Below are 18,149 nucleotides of genomic sequence, written 5' to 3' on the forward strand. Positions count from 1 at the left end.
CGGGGCTCTGACCAGCAGGGCCAGTAGGCGTACCAGGATCGGCTGCACGGCGCTGACCTGCGGGACGCGCGGGTGCCACGGAACCTCCGGCCGGAGCCGACCCATGGGGTCAGGTTCTGGCCTCCGCCACCCTGGCCAAGTGCGGATGCCGTTCCCGCCAGCGTGCGTACACAGGGCTGGCGGCGCAGGTGTCCAGATAGCCGTCCGCGACTCTGCGGTGGATTTCGGCACCGTGTGCGGCGAGGGGGCCGTCGCGGCGCCAGGCCAGGACATGCCGGTACCACAGAGGATGTCCTGCGAGGGGACGGACAGCGACGCCCGGGGCTTCGATGAAGGTGGCCTGGCAGAGGCTGACGGCCAGGCCGGCCCGTACGATCTCGATCAACTGCCGCCCCTCGGCGTCGTACGGGGTGAACGGACGGTGATCCACCTGAGCGCAGACGGACGACCAGTATTCGCGGGTGCGGTCGCCGTCGGGGCGGGGGACTGCCCAGTCCTCGTCCATGAGTTGGGCCAGCGACACCTCCTCCTGTGCCGCCAGCGGGTGGGCCGTTCGGCAGGAGGGCGAAGACGGGCTCGGTGACGATCAGGTTCAGCACCACGCCCTCACGCGGCGGCAGCTCCTGGTCGGGATGGTCGCCGAGCACCGTCGCTTCCAATCGGTCGACCGCGAGGTCGTCGAGCAGAGTCGCGGGGGAGTACTGGCAGCGTGAGGTCACGTCGGCATGAGGCAGCAACTGCTTTACAGCCCGGAGGAGATGGCCGAGCAGTGGGGCGCCGACCGAGCCGATGCGGACTCGATCAGGGGTCGACGTTCGGCGGGCGGCCCGGGCGGTGTCGGCGAGCAGGCCGTCGATGCCCGGCAGGATGGCGCGGGCCCGGCTCAGTACCAGTTCGCCGAAGGGTGTGGGGACGGCGCCGGCGTGCCTCCGGTCGAACAGGGTTCCGCCCAGCATGGCCTCGATACGGCGTAGTTGGGTGCTGAGTCCTGGCTGAGTCATGCACAGCGAGGCGGCGGCGCGAGTGAGGCTGCCCGCCTCGGCGACCGCGCACACCACCCGCAGATGCCGCACCTCCAGATCCATGGCGTGGATGTTATGGAGCGGCGACAGCTTTCGGACAGGGGCCTTCAGCCGCAGTCTTATGTGAAATGTCACACGCCATATATCGAGAGGTACTGATCCGGTGCGACTGTCCCACCCCTTGACGCCGGCGCACAGGGCGCTTCTGCCTGCGCTCCTCGCCGCCATGCTCCTGCTGCTCCTCGGCACGCCGCCCGCGAAGGCGGCCTCAACCGCCCCTTCAGCCTGTGCCCTTCGCGGCACGACCGGCTGGACGGACGAGGGCCACAACACCGACTACTCTGTCTTCCAGCGCCCCATTGGCACCATCAAGGTCGGCATGATCTTCGTGGACTTCCCGGACGCGCCGGCCACCGAGTCCCCGGCCGACGACGCGGCGCAGCTTATGCCGGGCGCCGACTGGCTGTGGAACGCCTCGTACGGCAAGGCGTGGCTCGCCATCACCCAGCAGCAGCGCTGGGTCCGGATGCCGCACAACTCCACCGACTACGGCTTCGCACGCGGTCTCAGCCACGAGACACACGAGGCCTACCTCAAGGATGCCGTGACGGCCGCCGACCGGGATGTGGACTTCTCGCGGTACGACATGGTGTACGTCGTCGCGACGAGGAACGCGTCGGCGATCTCCTTCACCCCCACGTACGTGTACGACCCGGGCACGGCGGGTGTCGTCGCCGACGGCACCAGGATCAAGTGGGCGGTGACCTTCGGTCAGGACATGTGGCACTGGGGGCCGAAGCTGGTCGCCCATGAGACCGCCCACAGCTTCGGGCTGCCGGACCTGTACGCCTTTGACGCGGGCACCGATGCCCACCGGTTCGTCGGAGGCTGGGACGTGATGGGTCTGATCGGGGGGAAGGCGCCGCAGTACTTCGCCTGGGAGTCGTGGAAGCTCGGCTGGATCGACGACGGCCAGGTCTACTGCCAGGCCTCGGTGGGCAGCGGCACGGCGCGTCTCACCGCTGTCGAGTACGGCAGCGGCACCAAGATGGCCGTGGTGCGTACGGGACCGACGACCGCGTACGTCGTCGAATCCCGCAGGGCGGTCCAGGCGGACACGGCGGCCTGCTCGACCGGCGCGCTGGTCTACAAGGTCGACACGTCCGCGCAGACCGGTTACGGACCGATCCGGGTCATGGACGCCAAGCCCGCTGCCACTCCGGCGAGCGGCTGCCGTCCGCTGGACGACGCCCCGTACTGGGCCGGTGAGTCCTTCACGGACTCCGCGGCCCGTGTACGGATCGACGTGCTGAGCGCCGATGGCTACGGAGAAACGGTGCGCGTCACCAAGTGGTAGCCAGGACGAAGCAGTTGTGCCCCGGATCCGTTGTGCGGATCCGGGGCACAGCCGTGTTCAGGCCGCCTCGGGGAAGTGGCAGGCGACCTCCCTCGGCTCGCCGGGTGCGGCGATCCGCAGCAGTGGTGCCTCGGCGCGGCAGATGGCCTGGGCCTTGGGGCAGCGCGGGTGGAAGGTGCAGCCCGGTGGGGGAGAGGCCGGGCTGGGCGGGTCGCCCAGGAGTGTGATGCGCTCACGGGCCCGCTCGGCCGCGGGGTCGGGCAGGGGCACCGCGGAGAGCAGTGCCCGGGTGTAGGGGTGGGCGGGGGCGGCGTACACCCGCTTCTTGTCGCCGATTTCGACGATCCGGCCGAGGTACATGACGGCGACCCGGTCGCAGACCCGCTTGACGACCGAGAGGTCGTGGGCGATGAAGAGGTAGGCCAGGCCGAGCTCCTGCTGGAGGCGTTCCATGAGGTTGACGATCTGGGCTTGTACGGAGACGTCGAGGGCGGAGACGGGCTCGTCGGCGACGACCAGCCGGGGGCTGGTGGCGAGCGAGCGGGCGATGCCGATGCGCTGGGCCTGGCCGCCGGAGAACTCGTGCGGATAGCGGTCGATGTGCTCGGGGATGAGTCCGACCAGGTCCATCAGCTCCGCTGCCCGTTTGCGTGCGTCTGCCGACGAACTCCCTTGCGCCAGAAGGGGGTCGGAGATGATCCGCGCCACGGTCTGGCGCGGATTGAGGGAGGAGTGCGGGTCCTGGAAGACCATCTGGAGTTCGCGGCGCAGTGGCCTCAGTTCGCGCTGGGACAGGTGGCTGATGTCGTGGCCGTCGTAGGTGATCGAGCCGGTGGTGGGTTCCAGGAGCCGTACGATCATGCGCCCGGTGGTGGACTTGCCGCAGCCGGACTCGCCGACCAGGCCCAGCGTCTCCCCGGCGGCCACATCGAAGCTGATGCCGTCGACGGCTCGCACGGGATCCGCACGGCGGCGCTTTCCCGGGAAGGCCATCGTTACGTCCCGCAGGCTGAGGAGCGGCCGCACGCTGAGGAGTGGCTGAGCTGTACTGGTCATGACGCGACGCCTTCGTATGCGGGGAGGTGGCAGGCAGCCGGATGCTCGGCCGGACCGGAGAGCAGGGGCCGTTCGGTCTCGCAGCGCAGCCGCTCGCTCGCCGAGGCGCCCGCCGCCCGGGGGCAGCGGGGCGCGAACGCGCAGCCGGGGCCGGGTGCCAGCAGGGACGGCGGGCTGCCGGGGATGGCTCGCAGCGGTTCGTCGTCGCTGTCGTCGAGCCGGGGCAGGGAGTCGAGCAGCCCACGGGTGTAGGGGTGGGCGGGGGTTGCGAACAGGTCGTCCACCGGGGCCTGTTCGGCCGCGCGCCCGCCGTACATCACCAGCACCTCGTGGGCAACCCGGGCGACCACCCCGAGATCGTGGGTGATCATGACGACGGCGAGTCCGCGCTCCTCCTGCAGCCGGGCGATCAGCTCCAGGATCTGGGCCTGGACCGTCACGTCGAGGGCGGTGGTCGGCTCGTCCGCGATGAGGAGTTCGGGCTCGCAGGCCAGCGCCATGGCGATCATCACGCGCTGGCGCATCCCGCCGGAGAACTGGTGCGGATACTCGCCCGCCCTGCGCTCCGGCTCGGGGATGCCGACCTCGGCGAGCATCTCCACGGCCCGCCTGTGGGCCACCGCACGGCGGGAGCTGAAGTGAACCCGGTGGTGTTCGGCGATCTGCTCGCCGACCGTGTAGTACGGGTGGAGGCTGGAGAGCGGGTCCTGGAAGATCATGGCCATCCGGCGGCCCCGCAGCCGGTTCAACTCCCGTTCCGGGAGCCCCAGCAGCTCCTGGCCTTCGAGGTTGATCGAGCCGGTGACCTCGGCGGCGGTGTGCAGCCCGAGCACCGCCATCGAGGTGACGGACTTGCCCGAACCGGACTCGCCGACGATGCCCAGGGTGCGGCCCTGGTGGACGTCGAAGCTGAGGGAGTCCACGGCCCGCACCGGCCCCCGCTTTGTCGCGAAGGTGACACTCAAGTCCCGTACGGTCAGCAGGGATTGGCTTCCGGTCATCAAAACCTCACCCTCGGGTCGACGACGGCGTACAGCAGGTCGACGGCCAGGTTGGCGACGACGATGAAGGTGGCGGCGAGCAGCGTGACCCCGAGGATGACCGGCTGGTCCCCGCTGGAGAGCGCGCCGTAGAAGAGCCGGCCGATGCCCGGCAGTCCGAAGATGGACTCGGTGATGACGGCGCCCGCGAGGAGCCCGCCCAGGTCCATGCCGAAGATGGTGAGGATCGGCGTCATGCCGGCCCGCAGCCCGTGCTTGACGACGACCGTGCGACGCGGCAGGCCCTTGGCGCGGGCAGTGCGGATGAACGGCTCCGCCATCGTCTCGATCATCGAACTGCGGCTCTGGCGTGCGTACATGGCCGCGTACAGAATGGCGAGTGCCAGCCACGGCAGGAGCAGATTGGTCGCCCAGTCGACGGGGTCGCTGCCGAAGGAGACGTACTGCGGATAGGGGAACAGCCCCGCCACCCGGATCAGCCCGTAGATGAGCATCATCGAGGTGAAGTACACGGGCATCGAGGCGGCGCCGACAGCGCCGATCATCAGGACCCGGTCGAGCAGGGTGTCCTTGCGCAGGGCGGCAGTGACCCCGGCGGTCAGGCCGAGCAGCAGCCACAGCACCGCCGCGCCGAACGCCAGCGAGGCGGAGACCGGCAGCCGGTCCATCAGCAGGCCCCAGACAGACTCGCTGTTCTCGTACGAGTAGCCGAGGCAGGGAAAGCCGCAGCGCAGCGCGTACTGGCCGCTGCCCAGGGTGCGGCCGGTGAAGATGCCGCTGAGGAACTCCCAGAACTGCACCCAGATCGGCTGGTCCAGGCCCATGTGGGCGCGGATCGCCGTCAGGCGTTCGGCGCTGCACGACTTGCCGCAGGCCGCGGCGGCCGGGTCGGAGGGCAGGACGTAGAAGATGGTGAAGGTGACGGCGGCGATCGCGATCAGCACGCCGACCACGCCGAGCAGCCGGCGGCCGAGGTAGCGGGTCATGTGCGGCTTCCCCTCGGGTCGAGGATGTCCCGCAACGCGTCTCCGAGGAGGGTGAAGGCGAGCACGGCGAGGAAGAGGCAGATGCTCGGGATGACGAAGTACATGGGATCCGTGTCGTAGAACGCGACGCTCTCGGCGATCATCTGGCCCCAGGACGGGGTGGGCGGGCGGACGCCGACGCCCAGATAGCTCAGGGCCGCCTCGGTGGCGATCATGCCCGGGATGATCAGGGTGGTGTACGCGATGACGGGCCCGGCAACGCCCGGGAGGATGTCGCGGGTGAGGATCCGCCAGGACCCCGATCCGCCCACCCGCGCGGCGTCGACGTACTCGCGGTGCTTGAGCGAGAGCGTCTGGCCGCGCACCACGCGGGCGATGCCGGGCCAGCCGAACAGCCCGATCACCGCGGTCATCAGCACGATCCGGTTGACGTCCTTGGCCACCGACATCATCGCGATCATGAAGATGAGGGAGGGGAAGGACATGGTCAGGTCCATGATCCGGCTGAGGACCGCGTCGGTGCGGCCGCCGAAGTAGCCGGCCGCGATACCGGCCGCCGTGCCCGCGACCACGACGATCGCGGTCGCGGTGAAGGCGATCAGGAGGGAGACCTGGGCGCCGTGCACGACCCGGGCGAACAGGTCGCGGCCGGTCACGGGTTCGACGCCCAGCCAGTGGTCGGCGGAGATCCCGCCGAGCGGTCCGAGCGGCAGCCCGCCCAGGTAAGGGTCGACGGCGGACTTGTCGAACTCCTCGGGCGACCAGCCGCCCAGTGCGCTCAGCAGGGGCGCGGCGGCGGCCATGACGACGAAGAGCGCGACAATGACGAGGGAGATCTTGACGGAGGTGCGGCGGCGTAGTTCCGCGCGGGCCAGCTGCCAGGGGCCGCTGCCCGCCGGAACCTCCACCGGTGCTGTTGTGAGAGCCATGATCTTTCCGAGCCCTCAGCCCTGGCTCTTGGACGGGTCCTTGAGGCCGACTGTGGCGTAGTCGAGCTGACCGCCGAAGGAGGTCTGTCCGTAGGCGCCGGCGATGTTGCTGCCGAGTACCAGGGGCCAGCGGCGGACCAGGACCGGTACGGCGGGGGCCTTGGCGAGGATCTCGCCGTCCAGCTGCTGCCAGGCGGTGTTGGCCTGTTTGGCGTCGGTCATGGCGGCGATTTCGTCCATCCGCTTCATGGTCGGCTCGTCGCGGAAGAGCGAGTGGTTGCCGGAGTTGCCCTTCTCCTTGATGTAGCGGCCGTCGAAGACGAACGGCAGGAAGGTGGAACCGGACGGGTAGTCGGGACACCAGCCCGTGTACGCGATGTCGGTGCGGTTCTTGGTGTCGCCGATCGTCGCGTAGAACGCCGACGGGTCGACGGTCTCGATGGTGACCTTGATTCCGGCCTTGCCCAGCGACTGCTGGATCGCTTCGGCCCGCCCCTTGTCCCCGGTCGAGACGGTCATCTTCGTCGCGAACCCGTCCGGCTTGCCCGCCGCCTTCAGCAGTTCCTTCGCCTTCTCGACGTCACCGGTCGCGGGGATCTTCAGAGTGTCCGGTTCCTTGCCGTCGAAGAGCGTGGCCGGCATGTAGGCGGTGGACAGGTCGTTGAAGGCGGGGCCGCCCGAGGCGGTGAGCACCGAGTCCCTGTCGAGCGCGTACTGCACGGCCTGACGGACCTTCAGATCATTGAACGGGGCCCGTCCGGTGTGCATTTGGACCATGTCCGTGCAGTTGGTCGACTCGGCGATCAGCCGTTTGCGTACCTCGGCGTTGGGCAGCACCTTGGCCGCGCTCTCCGGCCGCAGCGCACCCCAGGAGACGGCGGAGGCGTCAGCGCCCTGGCTGGCGATCAGGCGGTCGTCGATCTGGTTCGCCTTCAGCCCCATCACCATGACCAGCTTGTCCGGGTACGCCTTGCGCACCTGGTCGGTCGAGGCGTCCCAGTTGGTGTTGCGCACCAGCACGAGCTTCTTTCCGCGCTGGTACGACTCGATCTTGTACGGGCCCGAGGAGAACGGCCGGTTGTCGTACTGAGGCCCCTTGTCCTTGCCCTTGGGCACCGGGGCGAAGGTCGGCATGACGGTGGCGTTGGGGAACTCCGCGAAGGGCTTGCGGAGTTCGAAGACGATCGTGTGGTCGTCGGGCGTCTTGATGGAGGCGAGGTGCTTGCCCTCGGCGGGCCCCTGGTAGCCCTCGGCGCCGGCCAGATAGCGGGCCGCGTAGTCGGCGCCGCCGGGCAGGTCGGGGGAGAAGGACCGCTCCACGTTGTACTTGATGTCCTGCGCGGTGACGGGCGTGCCGTCCTCGTACTTCACTCCCTGCTTGAGGCGGAAGGTCCAGGTCTTGGCGCCGTTGGAGGAGGTGCCGAGGTCGGTCGCGAGGTCCGGGACGAGTTCACCGCCCCCCGTGCCGGGGGCCGCCTTGTAGGTGACCAGGGTGCGGTAGAGCAGCCGGGTCCCGAACTCCATGTCGCTCATCACCCAGTTGCGGGCCGGATCGAGGTGGGTGAAGTCCTGGTTGGACAGGACCGTGAGGGTGCCGCCCTTCTGCGGAGTGCCGCCGACCACGGCGCCCTGGTTGGCGGTCGCCGGGTTCTTGCCGTCGGCACCTTTGCCGCCGGACGGTTGCTTGGAGCCGGAACAGCCGGCTGCGCCGAGTGTGACGGTCGCCGCCAGGGCGGTGGCGACGGCGGTGAGGGTGCGCGTGTTCATCAGTGGTCACTCCGAGAACAGTCGGCCAGCCAAGGGCTGGAATGTGACAGGTAACATAGTAATGTGAAATTGCACTGACAAGGTGCTGGCGAGCCCGTTACTCACCTGTGTCCGAGTGGGCGCGCCACTGAGGGCGCCGGACGCCGTCAAGGAGAGGATGGGCGCCTTGCTGGAGAGGTGAGCGCGAGCGAGTCGTGCGAAGCCCTTGGCATCGGTTATGCAATGTGAAATATTACTGTCGTGCCCAAGAGAAACACCTCGGACGTCATCGTCGTCGGTGCGGGCGTGATCGGCGCGGCCTGCGCCTACTACGCAGCCCGAGCCGGCCTCTCCGTCACCGTGATCGACCGCGGCCCCGTCGCGGGCGGCACCACGGGTGCCGGCGAGGGCAACCTCCTGGTATCCGACAAGGAGCCCGGACCCGAACTCGAACTCGCGCTGCTGTCAACCGGGTTGTGGCAGGAGCTGGCCGAGCTGCTCCCGCCGCAGATCGAGTACGAACCCAAGGGCGGCCTCGTCGTCGCCTCCGGGGAGGCCGGGATGGGCGCCCTGCGTGACTTCGCGGCCGGACAGGACAGGGCCGGTGTGCGGGCGGAGGAAGTCCCGGCGGACCGGTTGAACGACCTGGAGCCACATCTGGCCCCCGGCCTGGCGGGTGGCTTCCACTACCCGCAGGACGCGCAGGTCATGCCTGCCCTGGCGGCCGCGCATCTGCTGCGCGCGGGCGGCGGGCGGGTGCGCCTGAGACTCGGCCATGAGGTCACCGGCCTGCTCACCACGGCGGACGGATCGGTAAGGGGGGTGCGTACGGTGGCCGGCGACGTGCATGCCCCGTACGTGGTCAACGCCGCCGGCACCTGGGGTGGCGAGCTGGCCCGGCTCGCGGGCGTCGAACTTCCCGTGCTGCCCCGCCGCGGTTTCGTTCTCGTCACGGAACCGCTGCCGCGTGTGGTGCGGCACAAGGTGTACTCCGCGGACTACGTCGCCGATGTCGCGAGCGGTTCCGCCGCGCTGCAGACCTCGGCCGTGGTCGAGGGCACCCCGGCGGGCCCGGTCCTGATCGGTGCCAGCCGGGAACGGGTCGGCTTCGACACCACGTTGTCGACCGAGGTGGTGCGGCGCCTGGCGGCGCAGGCCACCGCACTGTTCCCGGTCCTGGCCGGGGTCCGGGCGATGCGGACGTATGCGGGGTTCCGCCCGTATCTGCCCGACCATCTCCCTGCCATCGGCCACGATCCGCGGGTGCCGGGCCTGCTGCACGCCTGCGGTCACGAAGGCGCGGGGATCGGGCTGGCCCCGGCCACCGGGCTGCTCATCGCTCGCTGCCTGGACGGCGGTGAACCACCGCTGGACCTGGGCCCGTTCAATCCCGGCCGCTTCCAAGCCGCAGCTTGACCCCGTCTGCTACGAGAGGAGGCCCGCAGTGGCCCGTACCCCCACCGACCTGGTCGGGGCGAACCCCGGCCCGTCGTTCGAGATCACGATGGACGGCAGTCCGGTCGCCGCCCTGCCCGGGCAGTCCGTCGCCGCAGCCCTGTGGACCGCGGGCATCCTCGCCTGGCGCACCACGCGCAAGGCCGGTCGCCCGCGGGGTGTGTTCTGCGGCATCGGGCAGTGCTACGACTGCCTCGCCACCATCAATGGGGAGCCCAACCGCAGGGCCTGTCTGGTGCCCGCCGCTCCCGGCGACGTGATCACCACCCAGGAGGGACACGGCCATGCCCGCCTCGGCGTCTGAACCGTACGACCTCGCGGTGATCGGAGCGGGACCGGCCGGTCTCGCAGGTGCCGTCACCGCCGCCGAACTCGGCCTGTCCGTCGCCCTGTTGGACGGATCGCCGCAGCACGGCGGACAGTTCTACCGGCATCCGGCGCCCGGCCTGGGGGCGGCGCGGCCCGAGGCACTGCACCACGACTGGGCCGCCTTCGCCGAGCTCCGCCGACGCCTGGAGCAGAGCGACGTCAGTCACCTCTGCGGACACCATGTCTGGGCCGTCACCAAGGAGGACGACGGTGTGTGGGCGGTGCACGCCGTCACCGGGGCCGACGGCACCGCGGAGCGGTCGGTGCGGGTATCGGCCCGTACGGTCCTGTTCGCGACCGGGGCGTTTGAGCGCCAACTGCCCTTTCCCGGCTGGACCTTGCCGGGTGTCGTGGGTGCCGGGGGAGCGCAGGCCATGCTCAAGTCCGGCCTGGTGCTGCCCGGTAGGCGCGTTGTCGTGGCGGGCAGCGGCCCCCTGCTGCTCGCGGTCGCCACCTCGCTGGCCGCCGCGGGCGCACGCGTCCCGGCCGTGGTCGAGGCATCCGGCTATCTGCGGTACGCCCGCCGCCCCCGGGCGCTCGTCACCAACCCGCACAAGCTGGCGGAGGCCGCGGTACACGGCGCCGCTCTGCTGCGGCACCGGGTGCGGGTGCGGCTGCGCAGCGCGGTCACCCAGGTGCACGGCACCGACCGGGTGGAGGCCGTAACCGTCGCCCGGCTCGACCCCGACTGGCGGCCCGTACAGGGGGCGGGCCGGCGGATCGAGTGCGACGCGCTCGCTGTGGGGCACGGCCTTGCCCCTCAGATCGAACTGGCCACCGCACTCGGCTGCGCCACCCGTCCCCTGGCGGACGGGACATCCGCCCTGGCCCTGGACGGCCTTCAGGAAACCTCGGTGCGTGGCCTGTGGGCGGCAGGGGAGACCGGGGGAGTCGGTGGCGTACGGCTCGCCCGCTCGGAAGGGGAACTGGCCGGGCTGGCGGCTGCCGCCAGACTGCACGGGCACCCCGTCCGTGAGGGGCGCGTCCGCGAGCTGCAACGCCGCCGGGACCGTATGCGCGCCTTCGCCGATGCGATGACCGCCGCCCACGCCCCGGCACCGGGCTGGGCGGGCTGGCTGACCGACGACACGGAGGTGTGCCGCTGCGAGGAAGTATCGGCCGGCAGCATCCGCGAAGCCGTCACCGACCTCGGAGCCCGCGACGCGCGCACCGTCAAACTCCTCACCCGGGCCGGTATGGGATGGTGTCAGGGGCGGATGTGCGGGGCGGCCGTAGCGTGCCTCGCGGCCCGTGAGGGTGCCGTCGAGCCACCCGCTGAACGCCGTCCGTTCGCCGTGCCCGTTCCGCTCTCGGCACTCGCCTCGCTCGCCGGACCCGCCGAGATCGGGCCCGACCCGGCTCCGGGCGCCGACCACTGACCCGCGGTCCCCCTTGTGGGCGCCGCACACCAAGCAGTAAAATGTCACACATTATAGAGAGGGCTTAACTCATGACAGGCACCGCCTGGAACAGCACCCGTCCCTGGCGCGGGATCATGGTGGCCACCGCGCTGCCCCTGCGCGACGATCTGTCCGTCGACTACGACGCGTACGCCGAGCACGTCCGCTGGCTGATCGAGAACGGCTGCGACGGTGTCGTGCCGAACGGTTCGCTCGGCGAGTACCAGACCCTCACCGACGAGGAGCGGGCCCGCGTGGTCCGTACCGCCGTCGACGCCGCGGGCGACGGCGCGCGGGTCATGCCCGGTGTCGCCGCCTACGGCAGCGCCGAGGCCCGCCGCTGGGCGGAGCAGGCGGCCGAAGCCGGCTGCGGCTCGGTCCTCCTGCTGCCCCCGAACGCCTACCGGGCCGACGAGCAAGCCGTCCGCGCCCACTACACCGAGGCCGCCGAGGCGGGGGTGCCGGTCGTCGCCTACAACAATCCCATCGACACCAAGGTGGATCTGACGCCCGGGCTGCTGGCCCGTCTGCACCAGGACGGCAGCATCGTCGCCGTCAAGGAATTCACCGGCGATGTACGGCGCGCGTACGAGATCGCCGAACTCGCTCCGGAACTCGACCTGCTGATCGGCGCGGACGACGTGCTGCTCGAACTCGCCCTGGCCGGTGCGGTCGGCTGGATCGCCGGATACCCCAACGCCTTCCCCGCCACCTGCGCCGAGCTGTACAACGCTGCCGTCGCCGGTGACCTGGACACCGCCCTGCCGCTCTACAAGTCCCTGCACTCGCTGCTGCGATGGGATTCGAAGACGGAGTTCGTCCAGTCCATCAAGCTGTCCATGGACATCGTCGGCCGCCGCGGTGGCCCCACCCGCCCGCCGCGCTCCCCTCTCACGGGGGAGGTCGAGGCCGGAGTCCGGGCCGCCACCGAGAAGGCCGTCGCCGACGGTCACCACTGACCGCATCCGCGCTGCTTCGAAAGGATTGATCGTGCGCACGCGACACGTCTTCCACGCCGTCGATTCGCACACCGAGGGCATGCCCACCCGGGTGATCACCGGCGGCGTCGGGGTGATCCCCGGCGCCACCATGGCCGAGCGCAGGCTGCACTTCATCGAGCATCTGGACCATCTCCGGACGCTTCTGATGTACGAGCCGCGTGGCCATGCAGCGATGAGCGGGGCGATCCTCCAGCCGCCGACCCGGCCCGACGCCGACTTCGGGGTCCTCTACATCGAGGTGTCCGGGCTGCTGCCGATGTGCGGGCACGGCACGATCGGCGTCGCCACCGTCCTCGTCGAGACGGGCATGGTGCCGGTGAGCGAACCGGTCACCACGGTGCGGCTCGACACCCCGGCCGGCCTTGTCAGCGTCGACGTATCGGTCGTGGAGGGCGCGGCGAAGTCGGTCACGCTCACCAACGTGCCCTCCTTCTGTGTCGGCCTGGACCGCAAGGTGGACGTCCCCAAGTACGGGACGGTCACCTACGACCTCGCGTTCGGCGGCAACTTCTACGCCTTCGTCGACCTCGACGACCTGGGGCTGCCGTTCGACCGCGCCCGCAAGGACGACCTGCTGGCCGCCGGGCTCGCGGTCATGGACGCGATCAACGCGTCGCCGGACCGGCCCGTCCACCCGGAACAGCCGGAGATCGCCGGGGTCAAGCATGTCTACCTGGCGGCTCCTGGCTCGAACGCCGACCACTCGCGGCACGCGATGGCGATTCACCCGGGCTGGTTCGACCGCTCCCCGTGCGGCACCGGCACCTCGGCACGGATGGCACAGCTGCACGCTCGCGGTGAGTTGCCCCTGGGCCGCGATTTCGTCAACGAGTCCTTCATCGGGACGCGCTTCACCGGCCGCCTCCTCTCCCGGACGGAGGTCGGCGGGCTGCCCGCCGTCGTGCCGGCCATCACTGGCCGCGCCTGGATCACCGGCACCGCCCAGTACTTCCTCGACCCGGACGACCCCTTCCCCGGAGGCTTCCTCCTGTGACCAGCATCGTCTCCCACAACCCGGCCGACCCCACCGACGTACTCGTCAACATCCCGGCTCCCGGCGCGTTCGCGACGGTTGACGTCGTCGAGCGGGCCCGTGCCGCCCAGCCCGGCTGGCTGATCGGCGGCGCGGCCGCCCGTTCGGCGGCCCTCACCGCGGTCGCCGCCGGCATCGAGGCCGCCGCGGACGAGCTGGCCCACCTCGCCGTGCGCGAGGTGGGCAAGCCGCTCGCCGAGGCCAGGGCCGAGGTCGCGCGGACCGTCGCGATCTGGCGGTACTACGCCCAGGCCCCCTACGAACCCACCGGCGCCGTCCACGAACCCGCGGCCGGCCCCGGACTCCTCCTCACCCGCCGGCGCCCGCACGGCGTCGCGGGCCTCATCACCCCCTGGAACTTCCCCTTCGCCATCCCGAGCTGGAAGGCCGCCCCGGCACTCGCCGTGGGCAACGCGGTCGTCCTCAAGCCCGCTCCGGAAGCGACGGCGTGTGCCCAGCGGCTGGCGGAGATCGTCCAACAGAGCCTGACAGCAGGGGTGTTCACCGTGCTGCCCGGCGGGGCGACCGAGGGCAACGCCCTCGTCTCCGCCGCCGACGTCGTCTCCTTCACCGGCTCGACAGCCGTCGGCCAGGCAGTCGCACGTGCCGCCACGGCCCGGGGCATCCCGGTCCAGTCGGAGATGGGCGGCCTGAACGCGGCCCTCGTCCTGCCGGACGCCGACATCGAGCAGGCGGCGGTCCACATCGCCGCCGCGATCGCCGGATACGCAGGCCAGAAGTGCACCGCCACCAGCCGCGTGGTCGCGGTCGGCGCGGCCCTCGACCCCCTGCGCGAGGCACTCTCCGAGGCGCTGCGGACCGTCCCGGTCGGCGACCCCGCCGACCCGTCCACCGTGTGCGGACCACTGATCAACGGACAAGCCCGCGATCAGGTCAGCAGTGCCTGGGAGGGGTCCTCGGTGCTCGCGGGCGGCACCGTGCCCGACGGCCCCGGCTGGTACACGGCCCCGACCCTGGTCGAGAAGGTGTCCCCGGGCCACCGGCTGCTGCGCGAGGAGGTCTTCGGGCCCATCGCGGCCCTGCTGCCCGCCGACGACCTCGCCCATGCGGTACGGATCACCAACTCGGTCCCGTACGGTCTGGTCACCTCGGTCCACACCGCGGACCTGGACACCGCCCTGAACGGACTGGATCAGCTCGACACCGGGATGATCCGGATCAACGCCCCGTCCAACGGCGTCGACTTCCATCTGCCTTTCGGGGGCGCCAAGGCATCCAGCCACGGGCCGCGCGAACAGGGTCACTCGGCCTTGGACTTCTACACCTCCAGCCGTACGTACACCCTGTCACCTGTGAAAACAACGTGACATTGTACGCTGGTGATCCGCTCCGGCATGAAGGGATCACCACCGCTATGGGGCACCTGAAGCAGCGCGACCTCAACGCCACCCGCGAGCGGCTGCGCGACCAGGTCGCCCATGCCCTGCGGGCCGCCCTGATCTCCGGCGAGCTGAGGCCGGGCGAGGTGTACTCGGCGCCGGTTCTCGCCGAGGACTTCGGGATCTCCGCGACGCCCGTGCGCGAGGCGATGCTCGACCTGGCCCGGGAGGGCCTGGTCGAGCCCGTCCGCAACAAGGGGTTCCGGGTCACCGAGGTCAACGAGCGCGATCTCGACCAGTACACCGAGATCCGTGCCCTGATCGAGATCCCTACAGTCGGCCGGATCACCCGGTCCGCGGCTCGTGAGGCACTGGAGGCGCTGCGGCCGGTCGCCGAGGAGATCGTCCGGGCCGCGCGCGAGCACGACCTCATCGGCTATCTGGAGGCCGACCGGCAGTTCCACCTCTCGCTCCTTGCCCTCTCGGGCAATGAGAGGCTCGTCGAAACCGTCGGCGACCTGCGCAAGCGATCCCGCCTGTACGGGCTCACGGCCCTCGACGAGCGCGGCGGGCTGATCCCCTCGGCCGAGGAACACCTGGAACTCCTGGACCTGATGCTCGCCGGCGACGCGAAGGGAGCGGAGAAGCTCATGGCCAGGCACCTGAGCCATGTCCGCTCCCTCTGGGCGAAGAGCGGGACCGCGGCGAAGACCGCCGGGTAGCGGCCCCGGCCGCGTCGGGCCACGGCCGACTCGGGCCGCGCCGCCCTCCATAACGTGGAGTTATGCGGACATGGGGGCTCCCCACCGACAGTCGGCCGCATCATGCTGATCTGTGCAATGTCACACTGCATGCTGCGGCTTGGGCTGTGAAAGGGATCCATGAACCCCGCGTACGCGACCGTCGACCACGTCTTCACCGTCCCCCTGGACCACTCCGCGCCCAGCGGGCCGGGCATCCAGGTCTTCGCCCGTGAGGTCGTCGACCCGGCCCGCGCCGGCGAGCGACTTCCCTGGCTGCTCTACCTGCAGGGCGGACCGGGCGGCAAATCACCGCGTCCGTCGGCCGGTTCACCGAGCTGGCTGGCCCAGGCGCTCAAGACCCACCGGGTGCTCCTGCTGGACCAGCGCGGCACCGGCCGCTCCACCCCGGTCACCGCCCGGTCCGCCGCCCGCTTCACCTCCCCCGCCCAACTCGCCACATATCTCGGCCACTTCCGTGCGGACGCCGTGGTCGCCGACGCGGAACTGATTCGCCATCAGCTCTGCGGTGAACAGCCCTGGGAGACACTCGGCCAGAGCTACGGCGGCTTCATCACCCTCACGTACCTCTCCGAGGCGCCCGAGGGACTGCGGGCCTGCTACGTGACCGGTGGCCTGCCCGGTCTCACCGCCACCGCCGACGATGTATACGCCCGCACCTACCCGCGGGTGCGGGACCGCGTTCTCGACTTCTACGCCCGCTACCCCGACGACGCCCCACGCCTCCGCAAGATCGCCGATCTCCTCGCGGCCACCGAGGTCCGCCTGCCCAATGGAGACCGCCTCACCACCCGCCGCCTGCGCACCCTCGGACTCGCCCTCGGCATGGGCGACGGCTTCGAACGGATCCACTGGCTGCTCGACGAATCCCTGGACGCCGAGGGCGAGCCGAGCGACACCTTCCTCCACCAGGTGATGGCCCTCACCGGCTTCACCGACAATCCGCTGTTCGCCGTGATGCAGGAGACGCTCTACGGTCAGGGCGCGGGTTCGAGCGGCTGGGCCGCCTCGCGGGCGCTCGAGGACCTCCCCGAATTCGCCGAGGACGCGGATCCCCTCCTCCTCACCGGAGAAATGATCTACCCGTGGATGTTCCGCGACATCACGGGTCTGCGCCCCTTCGCGGACGCCGCCGACCTGCTGGCCGAACGCGCCGACTGGCCGCCGCTGTACGACCCCCACCGCCTGGCCGCCAACCAGGTCCCCCTCTCCGCGATCGTCTACCACGACGACATGTATGTGGACGCCGCACTCTCCCTGCGCACCGCGCGCGAGGTCGGCGGCACCCGCGTCTGGATCACCAATGAGTGGGAACACGACGGCGTCACCGCCTCCGGCGGCCGCGTGCTGGCCCGCCTGATGGACCTGGCCGCAGACCGCGCGTAGCCCCTCCTCCGCCCTTCCCCTCCCCTTCCGCCTATCTACCACTGCCTCCGATGGGAGAGACATGTCCACTCTGCCGACCACCCGCCTGCGGCCCCTCGCCGCCGCAATCGCCCTTGCCTCCTGTCTTGCCGCCCCGACCACGGCGACCGCTGCCGCCGAGCCCAATTCGCCTGCTCCGGCCGCTGATTGTGCTCTTGTCGGCAAGACCGGCTGGACCGACGAAGGCCACAACACCGACGCGAACCAGTTCCAGCCCTCCAGAGGCGTCCGCCGCGTCCTCACCCTGTTCGTCGACTTCCCCGACGCTCAGGCCACGGACTCCACCGATGCGTACGCCACCCAACTCGCCCCGGCCGCCGACTGGATGAGCCGAGCCAGCTACGGCCGCTCCCAGCTCGCCATCAGCTCGTTGCACCGCTGGATCCGGATGCCCGCGGACTCCACCTCGTACGGGTTCGCGCGCGGCCTCACCTTCGAGACCCACGAGAAGTACGTACGCGACGCGATCACCGCGGCCGACCCCTACGCGGACCTCTCCCAGTACGACATGGTCTATGTCGTCCCCACGAAGGCAGCGGCCGCGATCTCCTTCTCCCCGACCTACCTCTTCGACCCGAACACGTCCGGTGTCACCGCCGACGGCACCCGTCTCAAGTGGGCGGTCACCTTCGGACAGGACATGTGGCGCTGGGGATACAAGGTCGCCGCCCACGAGACCGGTCACACCTTCGGCCTCCCGGACCTGTATTCGTTCACCGCCCCCACCCACCAGTACGCCGGCGGCTGGGACGTCATGGGCAATATCGCGGGACCCGCCCCGCAGTACCTCGGCTGGCACTCGTGGAAGCTCGGCTGGACCCGCGACAGCCAGGTCGCCTGCCTGCCCGGACCCGGACGCCGCACGGTACGGCTGACCCCGGTGGAGCGCCCCGGCGGGACCAAGATCGCCGTACTGCGCACAGGCGAGACCACGGCGTATGTCGCGGAGTCCCGCCGCGCCGAGGGCAATGACGCGGCCGCCTGTTCCACCGGCGTGCTCATCTACAAGGTCGATTCCGCCGCCCAGACCGGCGAGGGACCGGTGAGGATCATGAACGCCAACCCGACCGCCACCCCGCCCACTGGTTGCACCCAGTTGGACCTGGCCGCCTACGCGCCTGGCCAGACCTTCACCGACCCGGACACCGGAGTTCGGATCGATGTCCTCGCGGACGGCTGGGCAGGGGATGTGGTGCGGCTAAGCAAGTCGTGAAGGCCCATGGCCTGCTGATCCCGCGTGATGTTCCGGCAGGGTGAAGTTCACCCTG

Annotated in this window: 17 protein-coding genes and 1 pseudogene; 11 read left to right on the top strand and 7 right to left on the bottom strand. The window is 70.4% G+C overall.

Features of this window, described 5'->3' with window-relative positions; genetic code table 11:
• Window positions 1-109: 109 nt before the first annotated feature.
• Complete coding sequence (locus tag OOK40_RS17000; RefSeq protein ID WP_266482020.1) at window positions 110-523, bottom strand: LysR substrate-binding domain-containing protein; 414 nt, start codon at window positions 521-523, stop codon at window positions 110-112.
• Window positions 524-725: 202 nt separating this feature from the next.
• On the opposite strand from OOK40_RS17000, the gene OOK40_RS17005 reads away from it, so the two are divergent.
• Window positions 726-974 carry a hypothetical protein gene (locus OOK40_RS17005; protein ID WP_266482022.1) on the top strand — a complete coding sequence of 83 codons (249 nt, stop codon included), beginning with the start codon at window positions 726-728 and terminating at the stop codon, window positions 972-974.
• Here OOK40_RS17005 and OOK40_RS35270 read toward each other — a convergent pair.
• A pseudogene (locus OOK40_RS35270) lies at window positions 954-1,250 on the bottom strand (LysR family transcriptional regulator); the annotation flags it as partial. The gene OOK40_RS17005 and the pseudogene OOK40_RS35270 overlap by 21 nt on opposite strands.
• Here OOK40_RS35270 and OOK40_RS17015 point away from each other — a divergent pair.
• Complete coding sequence (locus tag OOK40_RS17015) at window positions 1,249-2,379, top strand: M6 family metalloprotease domain-containing protein (protein WP_266482024.1); 1,131 nt, start codon at window positions 1,249-1,251, stop codon at window positions 2,377-2,379. The pseudogene OOK40_RS35270 and the gene OOK40_RS17015 overlap by 2 nt on opposite strands.
• A 57-nt stretch (window positions 2,380-2,436) precedes the next feature.
• Here the strand turns inward: OOK40_RS17015 and OOK40_RS17020 are convergent, their stop codons facing one another.
• From OOK40_RS17020 to OOK40_RS17040, 5 genes are read right to left on the bottom strand one after another with little or no spacing between them, the layout of a single operon-like run.
• Window positions 2,437-3,435, bottom strand: coding sequence for an ABC transporter ATP-binding protein (locus OOK40_RS17020; RefSeq protein WP_266482026.1), 999 nt, complete (start codon window positions 3,433-3,435; stop codon window positions 2,437-2,439).
• Window positions 3,432-4,436 carry an ABC transporter ATP-binding protein gene (locus OOK40_RS17025; RefSeq protein WP_266482029.1) on the bottom strand — a complete coding sequence of 335 codons (1,005 nt, stop codon included), beginning with the start codon at window positions 4,434-4,436 and terminating at the stop codon, window positions 3,432-3,434. The genes OOK40_RS17020 and OOK40_RS17025 overlap by 4 nt, the downstream gene beginning before the upstream one ends.
• The gene (locus OOK40_RS17030) at window positions 4,436-5,422 is read right to left on the bottom strand and encodes an ABC transporter permease (protein ID WP_266482031.1); all 987 of its coding nucleotides are present in this window, start codon (window positions 5,420-5,422) and stop codon (window positions 4,436-4,438) included. The genes OOK40_RS17025 and OOK40_RS17030 overlap by 1 nt, the downstream gene beginning before the upstream one ends.
• Window positions 5,419-6,351, bottom strand: a complete 933-nt coding sequence (locus OOK40_RS17035; protein WP_266482033.1) for an ABC transporter permease — start codon at window positions 6,349-6,351, stop codon at window positions 5,419-5,421. The genes OOK40_RS17030 and OOK40_RS17035 overlap by 4 nt, the downstream gene beginning before the upstream one ends.
• A 15-nt stretch (window positions 6,352-6,366) precedes the next feature.
• A complete protein-coding gene (locus OOK40_RS17040) occupies window positions 6,367-8,118 on the bottom strand; it encodes an ABC transporter substrate-binding protein (protein WP_266482035.1) in 1,752 nt (583 codons plus the stop codon).
• A gap of 240 nt (window positions 8,119-8,358) precedes the next feature.
• On the opposite strand from OOK40_RS17040, the gene OOK40_RS17045 reads away from it, so the two are divergent.
• The 9 genes from OOK40_RS17045 (at window position 8,359) to OOK40_RS17085 (ending at window position 18,094) form a co-directional block, all read left to right on the top strand.
• Window positions 8,359-9,513, top strand: a complete 1,155-nt coding sequence (locus OOK40_RS17045) for an FAD-binding oxidoreductase (RefSeq protein ID WP_266482037.1) — start codon at window positions 8,359-8,361, stop codon at window positions 9,511-9,513.
• A 28-nt stretch (window positions 9,514-9,541) separates the two neighbouring features.
• The gene (locus OOK40_RS17050) at window positions 9,542-9,856 is read left to right on the top strand and encodes a (2Fe-2S)-binding protein (protein ID WP_266482039.1); all 315 of its coding nucleotides are present in this window, start codon (window positions 9,542-9,544) and stop codon (window positions 9,854-9,856) included.
• Window positions 9,837-11,300, top strand: a complete 1,464-nt coding sequence (locus OOK40_RS17055) for an NAD(P)/FAD-dependent oxidoreductase (protein WP_266482043.1) — start codon at window positions 9,837-9,839, stop codon at window positions 11,298-11,300. Before OOK40_RS17050 ends, OOK40_RS17055 begins: the two co-directional genes overlap by 20 nt.
• 71 nt (window positions 11,301-11,371) lie before the next feature.
• Window positions 11,372-12,280 carry a dihydrodipicolinate synthase family protein gene (locus OOK40_RS17060; protein ID WP_266482048.1) on the top strand — a complete coding sequence of 303 codons (909 nt, stop codon included), beginning with the start codon at window positions 11,372-11,374 and terminating at the stop codon, window positions 12,278-12,280.
• 31 nt (window positions 12,281-12,311) lie between these two features.
• On the top strand, window positions 12,312-13,316 hold the full coding sequence (locus OOK40_RS17065) for a proline racemase family protein (protein WP_266482052.1): 1,005 nt from the start codon (window positions 12,312-12,314) through the stop codon (window positions 13,314-13,316).
• Window positions 13,313-14,683 carry an aldehyde dehydrogenase gene (locus OOK40_RS17070; RefSeq protein WP_266482056.1) on the top strand — a complete coding sequence of 457 codons (1,371 nt, stop codon included), beginning with the start codon at window positions 13,313-13,315 and terminating at the stop codon, window positions 14,681-14,683. The genes OOK40_RS17065 and OOK40_RS17070 overlap by 4 nt, the downstream gene beginning before the upstream one ends.
• 47 nt (window positions 14,684-14,730) lie before the next feature.
• The gene (locus OOK40_RS17075; RefSeq protein WP_266482058.1) at window positions 14,731-15,417 is read left to right on the top strand and encodes a GntR family transcriptional regulator; all 687 of its coding nucleotides are present in this window, start codon (window positions 14,731-14,733) and stop codon (window positions 15,415-15,417) included.
• 159 nt (window positions 15,418-15,576) lie between these two features.
• Entirely contained in the window at window positions 15,577-16,842 is a 1,266-nt protein-coding gene (locus tag OOK40_RS17080) for an alpha/beta fold hydrolase (RefSeq protein WP_266482061.1), read from the top strand.
• Between the two features lie 61 nt (window positions 16,843-16,903).
• Entirely contained in the window at window positions 16,904-18,094 is a 1,191-nt protein-coding gene (locus OOK40_RS17085) for a M6 family metalloprotease domain-containing protein (RefSeq protein ID WP_266482063.1), read from the top strand.
• Window positions 18,095-18,149: the final 55 nt, after the last annotated feature.

It is taken from the genome of Streptomyces sp. NBC_01481 (assembly GCF_026339995.1).
GTDB lineage: Bacteria > Actinomycetota > Actinomycetes > Streptomycetales > Streptomycetaceae > Streptomyces.

Coding starts and splice junctions, on each gene's coding strand:
- OOK40_RS17005 (WP_266482022.1), top strand. CDS start 726: ATGAGGCAGCAACTGCTTTACAGCCCGGAGGAGATGGCCGAGCAGTGG.
- OOK40_RS17015 (WP_266482024.1), top strand. CDS start 1,249: ATGCTCCTGCTGCTCCTCGGCACGCCGCCCGCGAAGGCGGCCTCAACC.
- OOK40_RS17020 (WP_266482026.1), bottom strand. CDS start 3,435: ATGACCAGTACAGCTCAGCCACTCCTCAGCGTGCGGCCGCTCCTCAGC.
- OOK40_RS17025 (WP_266482029.1), bottom strand. CDS start 4,436: ATGACCGGAAGCCAATCCCTGCTGACCGTACGGGACTTGAGTGTCACC.
- OOK40_RS17030 (WP_266482031.1), bottom strand. CDS start 5,422: ATGACCCGCTACCTCGGCCGCCGGCTGCTCGGCGTGGTCGGCGTGCTG.
- OOK40_RS17035 (WP_266482033.1), bottom strand. CDS start 6,351: ATGGCTCTCACAACAGCACCGGTGGAGGTTCCGGCGGGCAGCGGCCCC.
- OOK40_RS17040 (WP_266482035.1), bottom strand. CDS start 8,118: ATGAACACGCGCACCCTCACCGCCGTCGCCACCGCCCTGGCGGCGACC.
- OOK40_RS17055 (WP_266482043.1), top strand. CDS start 9,837: ATGCCCGCCTCGGCGTCTGAACCGTACGACCTCGCGGTGATCGGAGCG.
- OOK40_RS17060 (WP_266482048.1), top strand. CDS start 11,372: ATGACAGGCACCGCCTGGAACAGCACCCGTCCCTGGCGCGGGATCATG.
- OOK40_RS17075 (WP_266482058.1), top strand. CDS start 14,731: ATGGGGCACCTGAAGCAGCGCGACCTCAACGCCACCCGCGAGCGGCTG.
- OOK40_RS17080 (WP_266482061.1), top strand. CDS start 15,577: ATGAACCCCGCGTACGCGACCGTCGACCACGTCTTCACCGTCCCCCTG.
- OOK40_RS17085 (WP_266482063.1), top strand. CDS start 16,904: ATGTCCACTCTGCCGACCACCCGCCTGCGGCCCCTCGCCGCCGCAATC.